Origin of the sequence: Syntrophaceticus schinkii, from assembly GCF_000946815.1 — a bacterium.
Lineage (GTDB): Bacteria > Bacillota > DSM-12270 > Thermacetogeniales > Thermacetogeniaceae > Syntrophaceticus > Syntrophaceticus schinkii.
The window spans coordinates 18231-35227 of sequence record NZ_CDRZ01000101.1 but is presented as its reverse complement, the minus strand read 5'-3'; the positions used below and the strand labels follow the sequence as shown (position 1 = coordinate 35227).

Here is a 16997-nt window from a genome sequence, read left to right as displayed (position 1 = left end):
CGATTGACTTATTACAATATTTTCTAATTCAAAGAAGAACAGTTTACTGAGAAAGCTTGCTTTATTGTTAGAAAACTATTATGGCAAAAGAGTAAAGACATTGATCGTTTAAAACAATTTCCAGAACATCGTCAAGAAGCACTATTGTCATGGCCAACAATCAAAGCTAAAAATGTTGTTATGTTTTATAGTGATGCGTTGAATATTATACGCTTATTACAACAAACAGATGAACTCACGAAGTACGGAATAGTATTAAATGAGAGAGGTTCGCACAATAAGCCGTACTGGAGAGATATCGAATTGATGAGACGATTTGATTGGGGTGAAATTCATTGCTGTTGGGGTGCTTCCATGCAAAACACCAAGGTCGAACAACACATTTATTCCTCAATGGAAATCTTGGATAAAGAATTAATAAAAATAATTTAAAAAAGTTTAATAAAATAGAAGTTGGATTATATATTTCCAATAGATGAGTTTAAAAAAAAAGTATTGTTAAGGAACGGAGGACGCTTAGGAATCTAGCCAAAGGAGCGGTTCTGCTGACACCTATGCTTTGGAAACTTTAGGTGGTACGATTTTGATAACGTTTTTATTAATATTAGTGAGGGTCAGATAATTGGAATAAGCAATGGGATGATTTCTTCAAACATTATCCAAATGCAAAACAGGATCAAATTCTTAATCAATCAGGCAAAATGCAAGAAGCTTTTGGTTTAAAATAGAGAGGGCGTTATGTTTTATCCTGGATTCCCGGAAAATTATACCTATGAGTCTCTTAAGCCGCATGATATAAGAGATTTCAAAAGTTTTTTATTCCTCATAGGTATAAATTATTATACCTATGAGGAGCAAGAAATGCGGTGTTTATAGTGAGCTTATGAAAATGGAGCCTTCGGAGACTTTCTGATCACACAGGGTCACAGCAAAGACTACCGTCCCGATCTAAAACAGTTCAAGATCGGTGCCGCAGTTCAAGAGAACGGCCAGCCGGTGATGGGTCATATCTTTTCCGGCAACACATCAGATAAATTCAGCATTCTCAAGCTTTAATGCCTGTGTTCCTCTTCCCCTTTTTTATTGACAATGTCTCAGGTGATCGTTATAATTTGGAGTGTTGTTAGGAGTGACTGCTGTGATAATCGATGTGGGTGAATTACGGAAAGTTAAATCTCGCAGTGAAGGGTTCCTGGGCAGTGTGCCGAATTATTCACTTGATATCTCTGGTCAAAAAATCACTTTCCGGGACCTCACTGTTGAGGGTGAGGCCACAAATACCGGGGAGGGGATCTATGTCCGGGGTAAGATTACAGGAGAAGTGAGTCTGATCTGCAGTCTTTGCTTGAAAAACTTCTCTGTCAATTTAGATGTTCCCTTCGCGGAAAACTTTTATCGGGTGGGAGAGGATATTCCCCAGGACATGAAGGATGAGCCGCTGCAGTTTTACAGCGGTGAAGAAATTGATCTTTCCGGTATTATTAGAGAGGCACTACAGCTGATGCTGCCGATGAAGCCTGTCTGCAGATCGGAATGCAGGGGGCGTGTGCTCACAGTGTGGCTGTGATCTCAATATCCAGCAGTGCAGCTGTAGGAGAGAGGAGATCGATCCGCGGTTAGCGGTATTAGGTCAACTTATTGAGGATCAGAACAAGAATTCAAAATAAAGATGGGGGTTTGTCAAAATGGCTGTTCCAAAAAGAAAAACATCTAAATCCCGTAAAAATAACGCGGAGAGCGGCAATTAAGGCCAGTAGTCCTGCAATTGTATCCTGTCCGCAGTGCCATGAACCTAAAAGAGCACATACTGTTTGTGAAGAATGTGGTTACTACCGGGACAAAGAAGTCGTAAAAAAATCCTAAATAATATCTTGCACCAGGTAAAGACAAGAGGTAGAATCCCTGCTTGTCTTTTTTTCTATGAGAGGTGATTTGATGAGGATGATTGCAGTTGACGCCATGGGTGGTGATTATGCACCTGAGGAAATTGTCAAGGGTGCTGTCGATGCTGTAATCAGCGATGGGATTGGAGTTATTCTGGTTGGCTCGGAAAAACAGGTGCGGGAAGAATTAAGAAAATACAGCTATCCTGATAATCTAATCTCTGTGGTTCACGCCAGTGAGAGTATCGGCATGGGTGAGCACCCCGCTAAGTCCGTGCGCCGGAAAAAGGATGCATCACTTGTTGTGGCAGCCAGATTGGTGAAGAGCGGACAGGCTGCTGCCTTTGTGTCTGCGGGAAATACCGGTGCTATGATGGCTGCATCGCTTTTTGAGTTGGGGCGCATACCTGGTATAGAGCGTCCGGGTATTGCCACAGTTCTACCTTGCCCTGACGGACTGCCCAGGGTGTTGATCGATTCCGGGGCCAATGCAGATGCCAAAGCGCGGCAACTGGTTCAGTTTGCTTACTTGGGGAGTGCATTTGCCAAGAGTGTATTAAAGATAGAAGATCCGCGGGTAGCGCTCCTCAGTGTGGGGAGTGAGTCCAGTAAGGGCAATGAGGTGGTTATTGAAGCTCATCAGCTTTTACAGGATGCAGGGGACCTCAACTTCGCCGGTAATGTGGAGAGCCGTGAGCTGATGACAGCAGGTGTTGATGTTGTTGTTTGTGATGGCTTTGTGGGCAATATAACCTTAAAAGCTGTGGAGGGTATTGCAACAGCTTTGATGGGCATGATCAAAGAAGAGCTGACTAAGAACCCCTTGCGTGCATTTGGCGGCATTCTAGTAAAACCTGGTTTAAAAGAGATGGCAAAAAAGATGGATTACAGTGAGTACGGGGGTGCTCCTCTGTTAGGGGTTAATGGAATCAGTATTATTTGCCATGGAACATCCCGGGCGCGTGCCGTAAAAAATGCTGTTCACTATGCCCATCAAGCAGTTACGAGCGATTTGTTGGGTATGATGAGAAGAGGGCTGGAGTAAGTAAGATAACTGGAATCCTTGGAAAAGACTTGACAATTTATGATGGCTGTTTAAAATGATTTTAGTTAAATTGCTTATGAGGAGGTGAGAGAAAATGAGCGGCTTGAATGGACACGGAATTTTCGAAAAAGTGAAATCCATTATCACAGAGCAACTCGGTGTCGAAGGAGAAGAAATAGCTGCCACAACATCTTTTGAAGAATTGAATGCCGATTCTCTTGATATTGTGGAACTGATCATGGCTTTCGAAGAGGAATTTGATCTGGAGATTCCCGATGAAGAGGCGGAAAAAATCCAGACTGTAGGAGAGGTTGTAGACTATATCAGAGATCGTCAATAAATGGGGTCCCGGGCCTGGCACCGGGACTCATAATTATGTGTTTAAGTAGTTCCCGGGAGGCATTAGAAATGGAACCTGACCTTTATCAATTACAAAAGAAGCTTGATGTATATTTTAAACAACCGGAACTGCTGAAATTAGCTATGATTCACCCATCTTACCTGGCAGAACACCCGGAAGAAGATCAGCACAACCAGCGTCTGGAATTTTTAGGTGATGCTGTTTTAGGAGCTGCAGTGGCATATTACATTTATCAACATTACCCGGAGGCTACGGAGGGAGAGCTAACTAAAACAAGAGCAGCTGTTGTCTGTGAGTCTTCTCTGGCAGGTCTTGCGCGGGAGTTGGATTTAGGTGAACATATAAGACTCGGCCGAGGGGAGGCCATATCCGGAGGAAAAGAACGGGCATCGATCCTGGCTGATGCTTTTGAGTCTTTGACCGCAGCAGTTTTCCTGGATCAGGGCTGGCAAAAGGCTTGTAGTTTTTTATGGTCCCTTTTTCAAGAGGAAATTGAAAAAACCGTGCAGGGTGTATCCAGTGATTATAAGACATTTTTACAGGAAGTAATCCAGCGCAGGGGCAGTGACCGGTTGTCCTATCAACTTATCTCGGAAACGGGGCCTGATCATAATAAACGCTTCACATCAGGTGTCTATTTGAATAAAAAGCTGCTGGGTTCAGGGAGTGGAAAATCCAAGAAAGAGTCTGAACAACAGGCAGCCAAGGAAGCTGTAGAACTATTAAGAAAAAAAGTCGTAAAATATAAATACATCAAGTAAACCCCCGCCATGCAGGAATTATCTGTTGAAGGTCGAAGATATAACCATATCAAGACATATAACAACCGATGCGGAAAAAAGGGGGAAAACTAGGTGGAAGTACTCAAAGTAGCTGCTCAATCAAACCCTAAATCAGTAGCCGGTGCACTTGCTGCAATCTTGAGAGAGTCGGGATCAGCAGAACTGCAAGCTGTGGGTGCAGGGGCAGTTAACCAGACAGTGAAGGCAATTGCTATTGCTCGTGGTTTCATAGCGCCTAATGGGGTTGATATAATTATGATACCCGCTTTTGCGGAGATATTTATTGACGGTGAAGAGCGGACAGCGATTAAATTTATTGTTGAGCCAAGATAGGGCGTTGTTTAGGAATTATGTATCTCAAGTGTTTAGAAATTCAGGGGTTTAAGTCATTTGCAGAACGGGTTACTATTGAGTTTGAGAAGGGTATTACTGTTATCGTTGGACCCAATGGTTGTGGAAAAAGCAATATAACAGATGCTGTCCAGTGGGTATTAGGGGAGCAGAGTGCACGGTCTCTCAGGGGATATAGAATGGATGATGTTATTTTTTCCGGCACCTCCAGGCGACGCCCCCATGGGATGGCTGAAGTAACGCTGACATTCGATAACAGAGGACAGGTTTTGCCCCTCCCCTTTGAAGAAGTAAGCATTACCAGGCGTGTTTACAGGTCTGGAGAAGGTGAATATTTCATCAATAAACAATTATGCCGCCTGCGTGATATCCAGGAGCTTTTTGCTCAATGTGGTATCAGTCGTGCGGCTTTTTCTATCACATCTCAGGGTAAGATTGACGAGTTTACAATGGTGCGCCCGCAAGAAAGGCGAACTTTTCTCGAAGAAATTGCCGGGGTGAGCAGTTATCGCCAGCGCAAGGCTAATACCCTGAAAAGGCTCCAGGAAACAGAAGATTCTCTGGCCCGTTTGGAGGATCTTTAGTAGAGATAGGAAAAGATGGAGATCCCTTTAAAAAAACAGGCAGAGGTTGCAGAGCAACACATGAGATTTGCTAAAGCACATCGGGAAATGGAGCTCTGTTTGCTGGAAGGCCAACTGGCCTCGGCCAGGAAAAAGGATGAGGATATAACGAATGATTCCCATCAGCTGAAGTCTTTTTTAGGTCGTATACAGGAGACTATTACCATACTGGAAAAGCAGCTTGCTGAATTCCGGAGAGGGTTGTCTTTGAGGCTTAATGCCATTGAGCAAAAAGGAGAGGATTTAAGTGAGATACAGAGTGTTCTTCAGGAGAGACACTCTGCACTTGCCCGCCTGGAGGAAAAATTAGGTTCTTTTGATGACCGCGGGACTGAGTTGGATGCCAGGCTGGCGGTGATTGTACAAAGAAAGGCAGAAACAGAACAGGAGCTGGCAGAGGTCGTATCTGTCTGTGAAAATCTGAAAGGCCTTCAATCCCAGGCAGAGAGTGATGTGGAGGAGTTAATAGCAGAGAAAAGTGATTGGGAAGAGCAAAAGAAAGAATCAAACATGACATGGGATAGTGTTGATAAAGAGATTTTTGAGATACTCTACCAAAAGACTGCCTTGGTCAGTGATCTTCAGGTGCAGAAGAATAAAAAAGAGGTGCTCTTGCGCCAGCGGGATTCTCTTATCCAAAGGGTCAATAAAGGAAAGTCCCGTTATGCGGAACTGGAAACAAAGATCCTTGCGGGTGAGGAGTTGTGCAAAAAACATGCTGCCTCACAAGAAGCCGTTAAGGCTGAACTGGAGAAAGAGGAAAAACTTGTACACCAGCTGACAATGGAACAGGAAAAGAATCTATTACAGCTCCAGTCCCTTTCAAAGAAGATCGACCGGCTTCAGGTGCGTTTATCTGTACTCAAAGATGCGGAAGACAATCAAGAGGGCTATCAGCAGGGTGTGAAGAGGGTTTTACAGGAGCTGGCTAAAGGTGTCAGGTTTGACGGGGAACCCCTTTTCCTTGTGGAGGAACTGCTGAACATCCCCTCCCCCTATGGAACTGCTCTGGATACTGCCCTGGGGCGGGCTGCTCATAATTTTATCTGTACAACCCCCAGGGCTGCCCAGGAAGCGATTGCTTTGTTAAAAAGGGAGAGGGCGGGCAGGGCAAGCTTTTTCCCCTTGCAGGCACTGGATCACAGGACATTCCAGGATAGGGATGATGCTCTTCTGGTCGAGGGTGTGATCGGGCGGCTTGCGGACCTGGTGATCTGTGAAGAGCGTTATAGAAAGTTGGCGGAATACCTGCTGGGAAGGACGTATCTTGCTGATAATCTTGATCATGCCAGTTTATTTGCGGATAAAAATAAATACCGCTACCGGGTTGTCACAATGGATGGGGAGTTGATTCAGGCAGGAGGCTTATTTACAGGGGGGAGAGCGCCTTCCCGTTATCCATCAACACGCCGGCGCAAGCAGGAACTGAAAGAACTGGAAAAGCAGATTCTGGAAGAGAGCCAGAGGCTTAACTCTTGCAAGGAGCGAGATCAGGAGTTGAAGGTTGAGCTCGGACAGGCAAGGAAGAGGATTTATGATCTCCGGGAGAAGATCGAACAGATAGGAGAGGCCATAAGGGATGAGGCGCAGAGTTTAAATGCATACAGACAGGAGTTGAAGCAGCTGGCTGAGTCTAATGAGACCTGCCGGCTGGAAATAGAAGAACTGCTCTACCATCAACAAGATTTCGATGAACAGGTCAGTAAGCTGGAGCAGGAACTGGAATCAATTACTGCCCAAGAGCGGGAAGCGGAAGGTAAAAGAAGAAACCTGGAAATGGCTCGCCGCCATTCAGAGGATCGAACCCAGGAACTGATGTCCAGACTGTCCGCAGCCCAGGTTTCATACAGCACATTATCGCAAGATTTAAAACACCAGGAGGAAAAGCGCAACCAGCTGCAGCAGCTGCTTCAGCTGCGCACCCAGGAGTTGTTGAAAATGGAAAAGGAACTGACTGCACTACAAGCTGAAAAGGAAATTAATCAAAAACAAAAGGAGTCTCTGCAGGAAGACCTGCATACCCGCACCGGGTGGAAAGAGAACTTGGATAAATCCATTGCTTTTATGAAAAAGCAGGTGGCTGCCAGAGAGAGGTATGTAAATGCCAAAGAAAAGAGATGCCTCAAACTAAAAGAGATCGCCCTCAAGTCAGAGCAGCGGCTGCAAAACAACAGCATAAAATTAGAGCACTTAAAGGATCTAAAAAATCAGATCCTCAGCCAGGCAAGTGAAAATAATTTGAATCTGGACCCGGGAGAAGATATTAAAACACTGAGCCGCAGGGAGGAGCTTGCCCTGAAAGAAGAACTTGTTGCAGTCAAGCAGGAAATGGCTGCTCTAGGGGAGATTAACTTTGCTGCACCCGGAGAGTACCTGGCAGTCCAGGACAGGATCTCTTATCTGGAGCAGCAAATTAAGGATTTGGAAGATGGGAAACGCTCCCTTACCAAAATGATCGGCGAACTCGACCAGATTGCTGCAGTACGGTTTCAGAAAACCTTCCAGACGGTAAGGGCTAATTTTCAGGAAATGTTTAGCCTGCTCAGTGAAGGTGGGAAGGCGGATCTGCTGCTTACAGAGGAGGCAGATCTTCTTGAGACAGGGATTGATATCTGTGTTGTTCCTCGTGGAAAAAAGCCGCGTCATCTTTCACTGCTTTCAGGGGGAGAGAAGTCTTTGACCGGGATTGCCTTTCTTTTCGCCATGCTGCAGTCCACCCCCAGTCCTTTCTACTTATTGGATGAGGTTGAGGCATTTCTCGATGAGGCCAATCTGGCTCGCTTTGCTAACTTTTTGCGAGGCTGGAGTGCGGGCAGCCAGTTAATATTAATCTCCCACCGCTACCAGACAATGGAGATCGCTGATCACCTCTATGGAGTTACTATGGAGGAACCAGGGGTTTCCAAGCTGGTTTCCGTTCAGCTCGGTGAATACAACCCCGAAAATGATGAACAGCATCATATTTCATAAGCTGCAGTGAACTAGTTCTTCTTTTTGTGGTAAAATAGGGCATGAATTTGATTATTTTCAAAGGATTGTGATTGATGTGGCTGCTTTCTTTTCTAAACTTAAGGAGACGCTGACTAAAACGCGCAATAATTTTGTTTCCAAAGTGACCGAGCTTGTTACAGTACATAAGAAAATCGATGAAGAGTTTTATGAGGAACTGGAGGATATTCTGCTGCAAGCAGATGTGGGGGTTGCTGCTGCCTGTCACCTGCTGGATGAAATACGATCTGAGGTTAAACAGCGTAAAATCAGTGAAGCAGCAGATGTGCGTGACCTGCTCGAGGAAAAAATGCTGGAGTTGTTGGGAGAACAGGCTTCCCTGGAGATAAACACCGCTTTGCCGGCTGTAATCCTGGTTGTCGGTGTCAATGGTGTGGGGAAAACCACGACCATCGGCAAGCTGGCATACCGGATGTGTCAACAGGGGAAAGATGTGCTCCTGGTAGCTGCAGATACCTTCCGTGCTGCAGCTATTGAGCAGTTGGAAATTTGGAGTGAGAGAACGGGTTCTGAGATAATCAAGCATATGGCGGGTTCTGATCCGGCTGCAGTGGTTTTTGATGCCCTGCAGGCAGCAAAAAAACGGGGTATTGATGTGGTGATCATCGATACCGCCGGCCGACTCCACACAAAAACAAATCTCATGGAGGAGCTACGGAAGATAGAACGAGTGGTCACCAGGGAGATTCCTGAAGCACCCCATGAGGTTTTGCTGGTTATCGATGCCGCTACCGGCCAAAATGCCCTGCGGCAGGCTGAATTATTCAAGGAGGCCACAAAGGTAACCGGGATTGCCCTGGCCAAGCTTGATGGCACAGCAAAGGGAGGAATTGTGCTGGCCATCTCTGAAGAATTGGGGATTCCGGTCAAACTTGTAGGGACAGGAGAAGGCATGGAAGACCTCAGGGATTTTGACAGCCATGAGTTTGTGAGTGCACTCTTTACTGAGGAGGATGAGTAATGAAAACGGGAATCATCGGAGGAACGGGTTTTTATGACCCGGGCCTTCTGGAAAATGAAAAAGAGTTGATGATAGCAACACCCTTTGGTGATATACAATTAAAGTCCGGTTATTATCATGATCAACAGATACTCTTTCTGCCGCGGCATGGGGAGCAGCATTCTGTTCCCCCACACCTGGTGAATTACCGCGCCAATATATGGGCACTGCGGGAGGCGGGTGCAGGTGTTGTTCTGGCTACGGCTGCGGTGGGGTCCTTAAATCTGGAGATGCAGCCCGGGGAGATCGTTCTCGTGGATCAGTTCCTGGACTTCACCAAATCACGTCCCGTGACCTTTTATGAGGGGGGAGAAGATGGTGTTCTGCATGTTGATGTGACTAACCCCTACTGCACGAGTGTCTGCCGGCATCTTAAGGAGACTGCAGAAGGACTGCAGATCGCAGTTCACGATAAAGGAACCTATGTCTGCACAGAGGGGCCGCGCTATGAGACAGCTGGTGAGATTCAGATGTTTCAGATGCTGGGGGGAGATCTGGTGGGGATGACCAGCGTTCCTGAGGTTGTACTGGCCAGGGAGGCCGGGCTCTGTTACGCTACACTGGCTCTCGTCACCAACTATGCCGCGGGAATATCACCACATCCCCTTTCCCACCAGGAGGTTGTTGAGGTGATGGGCAGATCCCAGGCGGTGCTTCGCCGGCTGATCTTTGCAGCTATCGAATCCCTTTCGGAAGAGCGCAGCTGTACTTGTGCGGGGGCTGCAGCAGAACTGGGTTCCCTGGGTATGAAAAAGAATCAAACCACTGATTAAGGAGACTATCAGTCATGGAAGTTGTGTATTGGGAAGGGCAGAGGCTTTTTCTGCTGGATCAAACAAAACTGCCTCACCAAACCACTTATGTTGCCTGTTCTCGCTACCAGGAGGTGGCTGAGGCCATTTACAGCCTGAAAGTAAGGGGTGCCCCGGCAATTGGGGTTGCGGCTGCCTACGGCTACGCCCTGGCTGCTTTTAATTACCGCGCTGATCCGGGTCTGCCTCTGGAACAATTCTTGGATCAGGCAGAGCGGGAACTCCTGGCTACGCGACCAACCGCGGTCAATCTTCGCTGGGCACTGGAGCGAATGAGAGATGCCTACCTGAACATTCAGGAAAAAAGCCTGGATAATATTCGCAGTGTACTGCTGGAAGCAGCTCTTGCGATCCATAACAGAGAGCGGAAGCTGGAAGAGAAGATGGCTGATTTCGGTGCATCACTGGTACCACCTGAGGCCAATATTCTCACCTACTGCAACACCGGGGCCCTGGCCACAGCGGGTTGGGGCACTGCCTTAGGGGTGATACGTGCTGCTCACAATCAGGGTAAAAGTATCAAGACTTTCGTGCCGGAAACCCGTCCTGTACTGCAGGGGGCTCGTCTGACAGCCTGGGAGCTGCATGATGCGGGGATCCCCTTTACCCTGATCACAGATAACATGCTGGGATATGTTTTCCTTCATGAAGGGATTGATCTGGTACTGGTAGGGGCTGACCGTATTGTGGCTAATGGTGATTTCGCCAATAAGATTGGCACCTATGGCTTAGCTGTCCTTGCCAACTACCACAACTGTCCCTTTTATGTTGTGGCACCTTCATCCACAATCGATCTGGACCTGGAGGAAGGGAAGGAGATTCCCATTGAGATGCGAGACCCCCGGGAGGTGCGGGAGCTCGGCGGGCAATTGGTCAGTGTAAAAAACTGCGCGGTTCTCAACCCCGCCTTTGATGTAACTCCCCATCACCTGGTTACAGCAGTGATCACTGAAAAAGGGGTTTTAAAGCCGCCATTGGAAAAATCCATCAGGAGAAGTTTTGATGAGGAAGGGGTTCAGCGATGATCCCACGGGAATCAGAGGTGCAGGCAGTTTTAGAAACGGGTAAAATAATTATAAATTCAGGGCTTGTTTCAGGAACCTGGGGGAATATCAGTGTGCGTTTATCCAATCCGGATTCCTTTTTAATTACCCCCAGTGGTGTGCCTTATCATGAACTGACAGCAGAAGACCTTGTGATAATCGATCTGCAGGGGGAAGTACTGGCTGGCAGGTTAAAGCCATCTTCAGAGACGCCTTTACATGCAGCCATCTACAGGGCGCGTCAAGATATCAATGGGATTGTGCATACCCACAGCTCCTATGCCTCGGTTTTTACTGTCACCCGCAAGCCCCTGCCGCCTGTTTTAGAAGAGATGGCACAGCTGCTGGGGGGAGATGTCAGGGTTGCTCCTTATGCTCCTGCGGGGACTGATGAGCTTGCTGCTGCGGCAGTGAGGTGCTCGTGGGGGACCGTGTCAGCTGTTTTCGTGCTGGCTAACCATGGGGTGGTGGGTGGTAGGGCGATCCCTGAGAGAAGCGCTCCTGGTCTGTCAGGTTGTGGAGAAGGGGGCATTGGTTTATCTTTTTTCACAGCTTAATGGCACCCCATTCCTGCTGAGTGATCATGATGTATCTGTCTTGCGTAATAATTTCCTGGAAAGTTACGGCCAGGGAAAGGGTGAATAATGTGAAATTATTGATAAAGAATTGTTATTTGCTTCCAGATGATGGAGATGCCGCGGCAGCAAGGGGCGATCTAGCCATTGAGGGGGACCGCATCCTCAAGGTTGGAGATGAGGGAGAGCTTCCTCGGGATTGGAAAGCGGAGCGCGTCATGGAGGGGGAGGATTACCTCTGTCTGCCCGGGCTGATCAACTGTCATACACACGCTGCCATGACGCTCTTGCGAAGCTATGCAGATGACCTGCCTCTGATGTACTGGCTGGAAAAAAAGATCTGGCCGATAGAGGCGCGCCTTACAGCTGATGATGTCTACTGGGGGACAATGCTGGCTCTGGTGGAGATGATCGAGTCAGGGACCACCACCTTTAGTGATATGTATTTCTTTATGGACCGCGCAGCAGAGGCGGTTGAGGAGAGCGGTATGCGGGCCTGCCTGGCTCGGGGGCTGGTGGGAACAGGATCTGAAGCGGAAACCGGCCTTGAGGAGAGCAAGGAGTTTTTAGAAAAGTGGCAGGGAGCAGCTAAAGGGAGGATATCTATCTGGCTTGGGCCACATGCCCCTTACACCTGTCCCCCGGACTACCTTGATAAAGTGCTTGCCCTGGCTCAGGATTACAGGGCGGGTATTCATATTCATGTGGCGGAAACCAAAGATGAGGTCGAGCAGATTAATAAATTGTACGGGAAAACACCTGTTGAATATCTAAAAGAGCGCGGGGTTTTCCAGTTTACCACACTGGCTGCCCACTGTGTTCACCTAACAGCTGAAGATATCTCTGTTCTTGCTGAGACCGGTACAGGGGTTGCTCACAATCCGGAGAGCAACATGAAACTGGCCAGTGGTATCGCTCCTGTTCCCCAGCTGCTGGCAGCTGAAGTGACAGTTGGGATTGGAACAGATGGAGCGGCAAGCAACAACAATCTGGACATGCTGGAAGAGATGCGCACAGCAGCCCTTCTGCATAAGGTCAATCAGATGGACCCCCTGACTCTTCCTGCTCCCCAGGTGCTGTCCATGGCCACCGGAGACGGAGCCAGGGCGTTGGGGCTTGAAGATGTGGGTCTTCTTAAACCAGGTTATAAAGCAGATATCATTTTAGTTGATCTGAATCAGGCACACCTCTACCCTCGGCACAATCTTACTTCACATATGGTCTATGCCGCCCAGGCAAGTGATGTGGATACAGTGATCATCGATGGCCGCATCGTTAATGGAAAAGCGCAAAGTCTTGACCATAGATAAAGAGCGGGTTCTCCAGGAAGTGGAGGAGCGCGCCCGAAGGCTTATTAGTGGTTAGTAAATGAGATGTGGGAAGTGGGAGGTTGGAAGTGGGAATAGTTTCCGATTTCTGTTTTTCAGATTAGCGATTGGTTGTTAGTTGATGGAAAAGATCATAAATGGATCAGAACAACCATACCCTTGATCCACGCATCTGAGACGCGAGAACAACCATCCCCTTGATCCACACGAGTGAGACGCGAGAACCGTCCCCGCGTCTCACCTTGACATAAAGTTTTCTTTGCCGTAGAATGGTGTCAAGGTGATTGCCTTGACAGGTGGGAAAGAAAATGAAAATTGAGAGATTTGAACGCATGGCCCTGCTGTCGGATTTCTACGGTAAGTTATTAACCGACAGACAACAGGAAGTGATCAGGTACTATTATGAGCAGGACCTGTCCCTGGGTGAAATTGCAGAGAATCTCAAGATTACCAGACAGGCGGTCCATGATAATCTCAAGCGTGCCGAAAGGGCATTGGAGGACTATGAGCTCAAGCTCGGTCTCCTGGCAGGTTACCTGAAAGAGAAGATTCTTACGGATTCTCAGGAAGGGAGGTAGGATTAGTTGTTTGAAGGCCTGGCAGAAAAGCTGCAGGAAACATTTAAAAAGCTGCGCGGTAAGGGAAAACTGACGGAAAAGGATCTCAACTCCGCTCTGCGGGAGGTAAGGCTTGCCCTTCTGGAAGCTGATGTGAGCCTTCCTGTTGTGAAAGAATTTATCCAGCGCATCCGGGAGCGCAGTCTTGGGGCAGATGTTTTGGATAGCTTTACTCCTGCCCAGCAGGTGATCAAGATTGTCAATGAAGAACTCACAGCTGTCATGGGAGATACCAAAAGCAGTGTAGAGTTTAATAGTTCCGGTGCTACAGTTTTTTTACTGGTTGGTCTTCAAGGCGGCGGAAAAACTACAACTGCGGGGAAATTGGCTCTGCATTACAAGAAGCAGGGAAAACAGCCCCTTCTGGTAGCTGCAGATGTTTACCGCCCTGCTGCGATTAAGCAGCTTGAGGTGCTGGCAAAACAGATCGATGTTCCCTTTTTTGCTTTGGAAGAGGGGAACTCCCCGGTAACTATTGCCAGGCAGGCTGTAGAGCACTCCCGAAGTCATGGTTATGACCTGGTGATCATCGATACCGCAGGCAGACTGCATATCGATGAGAAACTGATGGAAGAATTACAGCAGATGAAGGATGCAGTCACACCCCAGGAGGTATTCCTGATTGTCGATGCCATGATCGGGCAAGATGCCGTCAATATCGCCAAGTCTTTCCATGAGGAACTCGGTCTTACCGGGGTGATCCTGACCAAACTTGACGGTGATACCCGCGGGGGAGCAGCCCTTTCAGTGAGAAAGGTGACCGGTTGCCCGATTAAGTTTATCGGTACCGGGGAAAAGCTCGATGCCCTGGACCCCTTTTACCCGGACCGGTTGGCAGCTCGGATACTGGGTATGGGTGATGTGTTAAGCCTGATTGAAAAAGCGCAGGCAACCATTGACGAGGAAAAAGCAAGAGAACTGGAAAAGAAGCTGCGCAAACAGGAATTCACTCTGGATGATTTTCTCGAACAGATCAAGCAGGTACAATCCATGGGACCTCTGGAGCAGGTACTGGGTATGATCCCCGGGCTGGGTGGAGCAAAGCAGCTGCGCCAAATTCAGGAGGGGATCGATGAGAAGGAGTTTACTTACTTAGAGGCGATGATCAACTCCATGACTCCGGAGGAACGCCGCAACCCGGCCATTATTAAGGGCAGCAGAAGGAAGCGTATCGCTCGGGGAAGCGGAAGAAGGGTCCAGGATGTCAACAGGTTGTTAAAGCATTTTGATCAAAGCTGTAAGTTGTTTAAACAGTTGAGTGAACTTGGTGCGGGTAAAAGCGCCCGCAAATTAAAATCTATGAAATTTCCGTTTATGTAAAAGGAGGATGACAAGTTGGCTACAAAGATTCGCTTAAAGAGAATCGGAGCCAAAAAGAACCCGGCGTATCGTGTTGTTGTTGCAGATTCTCGATCACCGCGGGATGGCCGTTTTATTGAGGAGATCGGTTATTATCAACCAATTGCTGATCCAGTAGTTATCAAGATCGATGAGGAAAAAGCGCTTTACTGGCTCTCCAAGGGTGCCCAGGCAACAGATACTGTTCGTGGTCTGCTCAAGAAAGCAGGTATTTGGGAGAAACGACAGAGCAGAACAGAGATAGAAGAAGCGGTGTCGGAGTGAGGTGTTAAGGATGCAGAAATTGATCAAAGTTCTGGCTACATCCTTGGTTGACTACCCGGAAGAGGTTGAAGTTAAGGAAATTGAAGGAGAAAAGGCCCTGATTGTTGAGCTTAAAGTTGCTGATGCCGATATGGGTAAGGTGATCGGCAAGCAGGGTAAGATCGCCAGGGCGATACGTGCTTTGGCAAAGGCAAAGGGGAATAAAATCGGAAGAAATGTTGTTGTAGAGATCGTTTCCTAAAGCTGTTATCAGATAGCTGTGAGGTATTTATAATGGCTGAGTTCATTACGGTAGGGAAAGTTGCCGCGCCTTTTGGTATCCAAGGAGAAATAAAGGTGATCCCTCTGACGGATTTCCCGGAGCGTTTCTCCAGGGGTGGCAGCTACTACCTCTCCAAACAAAAAATGTTCAAGGAAGTTGAAATCCAGGGGGTAAAGATCCGGGGTAGAGAAATCATTATCAAATTTGAAGGGATCGATACCCCGGAGGATGCGCGGGTGTACCGGAATGCTCTGCTCCAGGTTCCTCGCGGGGAGGTGTTACCGCTTCCTGAGGGTCATTATTATCATTATCAAATTGTGGGGCTTCTGGCTGCAACTGAGGACGGAACCGTCCTGGGCAAGGTAGCGGAGATCCTGGAAACCGGAAGCAATGATGTTTATCTGGTTAAAGATGATCAGGGAAGAGAAATCTTGATCCCTGCCCTGAAAGAGGTTGTCAGGGAAATCGATCCGGATAAGGGGCTGATGCTGGTTCGCCCACTGCCTGGTCTGCTGGAGGATTGATTGATGTGCTTTTCAGAGTTTTAACTATCTTTCCGGAGATGTTTGCAGGGCCTCTTGAGAACAGTATTCTGAAAAGGGCCCAGGATCAGGGATTGTTGGAGGTCGAGCTGATCAACATACGGGACTATTCAACAGATAAACACTGTAAGGTTGATGACTATCCCTTTGGGGGTGGCGCCGGAATGTTGATGAAGCCCGAACCCTTTTTCAACTGTTTTGATGCCCTGAATATACGATCAGGGGATCGGGTAATCCTCATGACCCCCCAGGGCGAAACCTTTACACAGGAAAAAGCGCTTGAACTGTCGAAAGAGGCTGAGATCACCCTGATCTGCGGGCACTATGAAGGAATTGATGAGCGGGTTAAATCTCTGGTGACTGATGAAATTTCTTTGGGTGATTTTGTATTAACAGGTGGAGAAATAGCATCGATGGCGATTATTGACTGTGTGGGGCGTTTGCTTCCCGGGACTGTAGGGGATGCAAACTCTCTACAAGAGGAATCCTTTAACTTTGGTTTATTGGAGTACCCTCACTATACAAGGCCGCGCAGTTTTCAGGGATGGGATGTTCCGGATATTCTTTTATCTGGAAACCACCAGGAGATAAGGCGCTGGAGGCGTGCTATGGCAATAGCCAGGACATTTTTCCGCCGCCCGGATTTGCTGGTAGGTGTTCCCTGGGAGGAGGATGACAGGAACACCATCGACCAGATCCTGTCTGCGGTTCCTTGAAATGATTGTGATATGCCATTTCCTATGCTATAATGAACAGCGTTTAAGAGATCTTTGAAGTTTGATGAGGAGGCTATACCAGTGGATATTATGAAAATGGTCGAACAAGACTATATAAAAAAGGATGTACCACCCTTTCGCCCCGGAGATACAGTACGGGTTCATGTTAAGGTTGTTGAAGGGGGACGTGAAAGGACTCAGGTCTTTGAAGGGACAGTGATTCGAAGACGGGGTAGTGGGTTAGGTGAAACCTTCACCGTCAGGCGTATTTCATATAATGTGGGTGTGGAAAGAACATTTCCTGTACATTCACCGCGCCTGGAAAAAATCGAAGTTATCAAAAGAGGAAGGGTACGGCGCGCTCGGCTTTATTACCTCCGGAAGAGGGTAGGTAAAGCTGCCCGAATTCGGGAACGGAAGTAGGT

General features: G+C 47.7%; 19 protein-coding genes and 2 pseudogenes. All 21 read left to right on the top strand.

What is annotated here, in order from left to right; translation table 11 throughout:
• Window positions 1-1138 precede the first annotated feature (1138 nt).
• The 21 genes and pseudogenes from SSCH_RS05650 to rplS all read left to right on the top strand — a co-directional run bounded on the left by SSCH_RS05650 (window position 1139) and on the right by rplS (window position 16995).
• Window positions 1139-1567 carry a YceD family protein gene (locus SSCH_RS05650; RefSeq protein WP_052835362.1) on the top strand — a complete coding sequence of 143 codons (429 nt, stop codon included), beginning with the start codon at window positions 1139-1141 and terminating at the stop codon, window positions 1565-1567.
• A gap of 118 nt (window positions 1568-1685) precedes the next feature.
• Window positions 1686-1748 (top strand): 50S ribosomal protein L32, encoded by a 63-nt coding sequence (locus SSCH_RS22330; RefSeq protein ID WP_456300455.1) that lies wholly within the window; start codon window positions 1686-1688, stop codon window positions 1746-1748.
• Entirely contained in the window at window positions 1726-1863 is a 138-nt protein-coding gene (gene rpmF / locus SSCH_RS17410) for a 50S ribosomal protein L32 (RefSeq protein WP_456300454.1), read from the top strand. The genes SSCH_RS22330 and rpmF overlap by 23 nt, the downstream gene beginning before the upstream one ends.
• A gap of 57 nt (window positions 1864-1920) precedes the next feature.
• Window positions 1921-2928, top strand: a complete 1008-nt coding sequence (gene plsX, locus SSCH_RS05645) for a phosphate acyltransferase PlsX (RefSeq protein ID WP_232294247.1) — start codon at window positions 1921-1923, stop codon at window positions 2926-2928.
• 94 nt (window positions 2929-3022) lie between these two features.
• Window positions 3023-3268 carry an acyl carrier protein gene (acpP, locus tag SSCH_RS05640; protein WP_044664615.1) on the top strand — a complete coding sequence of 82 codons (246 nt, stop codon included), beginning with the start codon at window positions 3023-3025 and terminating at the stop codon, window positions 3266-3268.
• Between the two features lie 68 nt (window positions 3269-3336).
• The gene (gene rnc / locus SSCH_RS05635; protein WP_044664614.1) at window positions 3337-4050 is read left to right on the top strand and encodes a ribonuclease III; all 714 of its coding nucleotides are present in this window, start codon (window positions 3337-3339) and stop codon (window positions 4048-4050) included.
• 93 nt (window positions 4051-4143) lie between these two features.
• A complete protein-coding gene (locus SSCH_RS05630; protein ID WP_044664613.1) occupies window positions 4144-4404 on the top strand; it encodes a stage V sporulation protein S in 261 nt (86 codons plus the stop codon).
• Window positions 4405-4421: 17 nt separating this feature from the next.
• Window positions 4422-5006: an AAA family ATPase gene (locus SSCH_RS05625; RefSeq protein WP_044664612.1), complete on the top strand. Its 585-nt coding sequence runs from the start codon at window positions 4422-4424 to the stop codon at window positions 5004-5006.
• Window positions 5007-5021: 15 nt separating this feature from the next.
• Window positions 5022-8015 carry a coiled-coil domain-containing protein gene (locus SSCH_RS05620; RefSeq protein ID WP_044664611.1) on the top strand — a complete coding sequence of 998 codons (2994 nt, stop codon included), beginning with the start codon at window positions 5022-5024 and terminating at the stop codon, window positions 8013-8015.
• Window positions 8016-8091: 76 nt separating this feature from the next.
• Window positions 8092-9015 carry a signal recognition particle-docking protein FtsY gene (ftsY, locus tag SSCH_RS05615; RefSeq protein WP_084710954.1) on the top strand — a complete coding sequence of 308 codons (924 nt, stop codon included), beginning with the start codon at window positions 8092-8094 and terminating at the stop codon, window positions 9013-9015.
• Entirely contained in the window at window positions 9015-9827 is an 813-nt protein-coding gene (gene mtnP / locus SSCH_RS05610; RefSeq protein ID WP_044664609.1) for an S-methyl-5'-thioadenosine phosphorylase, read from the top strand. The genes ftsY and mtnP overlap by 1 nt, the downstream gene beginning before the upstream one ends.
• A 14-nt stretch (window positions 9828-9841) precedes the next feature.
• Entirely contained in the window at window positions 9842-10891 is a 1050-nt protein-coding gene (gene mtnA, locus SSCH_RS05605; RefSeq protein WP_044664608.1) for an S-methyl-5-thioribose-1-phosphate isomerase, read from the top strand.
• The gene (locus tag SSCH_RS05600; protein WP_232294246.1) at window positions 10888-11466 is read left to right on the top strand and encodes a class II aldolase/adducin family protein; all 579 of its coding nucleotides are present in this window, start codon (window positions 10888-10890) and stop codon (window positions 11464-11466) included. The genes mtnA and SSCH_RS05600 overlap by 4 nt, the downstream gene beginning before the upstream one ends.
• Before the next feature lie 89 nt (window positions 11467-11555).
• A pseudogene (locus SSCH_RS05595) lies at window positions 11556-12849 on the top strand (amidohydrolase).
• Window positions 12850-13120: 271 nt separating this feature from the next.
• Window positions 13121-13360 (top strand): annotated as a pseudogene (gene ylxM / locus SSCH_RS05590) (YlxM family DNA-binding protein); the annotation flags it as partial.
• Window positions 13361-13396: 36 nt separating this feature from the next.
• Entirely contained in the window at window positions 13397-14749 is a 1353-nt protein-coding gene (gene ffh, locus SSCH_RS05585; RefSeq protein ID WP_044664607.1) for a signal recognition particle protein, read from the top strand.
• Between the two features lie 15 nt (window positions 14750-14764).
• On the top strand, window positions 14765-15052 hold the full coding sequence (gene rpsP / locus SSCH_RS05580) for a 30S ribosomal protein S16 (RefSeq protein WP_044664606.1): 288 nt from the start codon (window positions 14765-14767) through the stop codon (window positions 15050-15052).
• Between the two features lie 10 nt (window positions 15053-15062).
• Complete coding sequence (locus tag SSCH_RS05575; protein ID WP_044664605.1) at window positions 15063-15293, top strand: KH domain-containing protein; 231 nt, start codon at window positions 15063-15065, stop codon at window positions 15291-15293.
• Between the two features lie 32 nt (window positions 15294-15325).
• Window positions 15326-15838: a ribosome maturation factor RimM gene (gene rimM, locus SSCH_RS05570; protein ID WP_044664604.1), complete on the top strand. Its 513-nt coding sequence runs from the start codon at window positions 15326-15328 to the stop codon at window positions 15836-15838.
• Window positions 15839-15843: 5 nt separating this feature from the next.
• The gene (gene trmD, locus SSCH_RS05565; protein WP_084710957.1) at window positions 15844-16572 is read left to right on the top strand and encodes a tRNA (guanosine(37)-N1)-methyltransferase TrmD; all 729 of its coding nucleotides are present in this window, start codon (window positions 15844-15846) and stop codon (window positions 16570-16572) included.
• 81 nt (window positions 16573-16653) lie between these two features.
• Entirely contained in the window at window positions 16654-16995 is a 342-nt protein-coding gene (rplS, locus tag SSCH_RS05560; RefSeq protein ID WP_044664603.1) for a 50S ribosomal protein L19, read from the top strand.
• The last annotated feature ends 2 nt before the right edge of the window (window positions 16996-16997 follow it).

Coding starts and splice junctions, on each gene's coding strand:
- plsX (WP_232294247.1), top strand. CDS start 1,921: ATGAGAGGTGATTTGATGAGGATGATTGCAGTTGACGCCATGGGTGGT.
- acpP (WP_044664615.1), top strand. CDS start 3,023: ATGAGCGGCTTGAATGGACACGGAATTTTCGAAAAAGTGAAATCCATT.
- rnc (WP_044664614.1), top strand. CDS start 3,337: ATGGAACCTGACCTTTATCAATTACAAAAGAAGCTTGATGTATATTTT.
- SSCH_RS05625 (WP_044664612.1), top strand. CDS start 4,422: ATGTATCTCAAGTGTTTAGAAATTCAGGGGTTTAAGTCATTTGCAGAA.
- SSCH_RS05620 (WP_044664611.1), top strand. CDS start 5,022: ATGGAGATCCCTTTAAAAAAACAGGCAGAGGTTGCAGAGCAACACATG.
- mtnP (WP_044664609.1), top strand. CDS start 9,015: ATGAAAACGGGAATCATCGGAGGAACGGGTTTTTATGACCCGGGCCTT.
- mtnA (WP_044664608.1), top strand. CDS start 9,842: ATGGAAGTTGTGTATTGGGAAGGGCAGAGGCTTTTTCTGCTGGATCAA.
- SSCH_RS05600 (WP_232294246.1), top strand. CDS start 10,888: ATGATCCCACGGGAATCAGAGGTGCAGGCAGTTTTAGAAACGGGTAAA.
- SSCH_RS05575 (WP_044664605.1), top strand. CDS start 15,063: ATGCAGAAATTGATCAAAGTTCTGGCTACATCCTTGGTTGACTACCCG.
- rimM (WP_044664604.1), top strand. CDS start 15,326: ATGGCTGAGTTCATTACGGTAGGGAAAGTTGCCGCGCCTTTTGGTATC.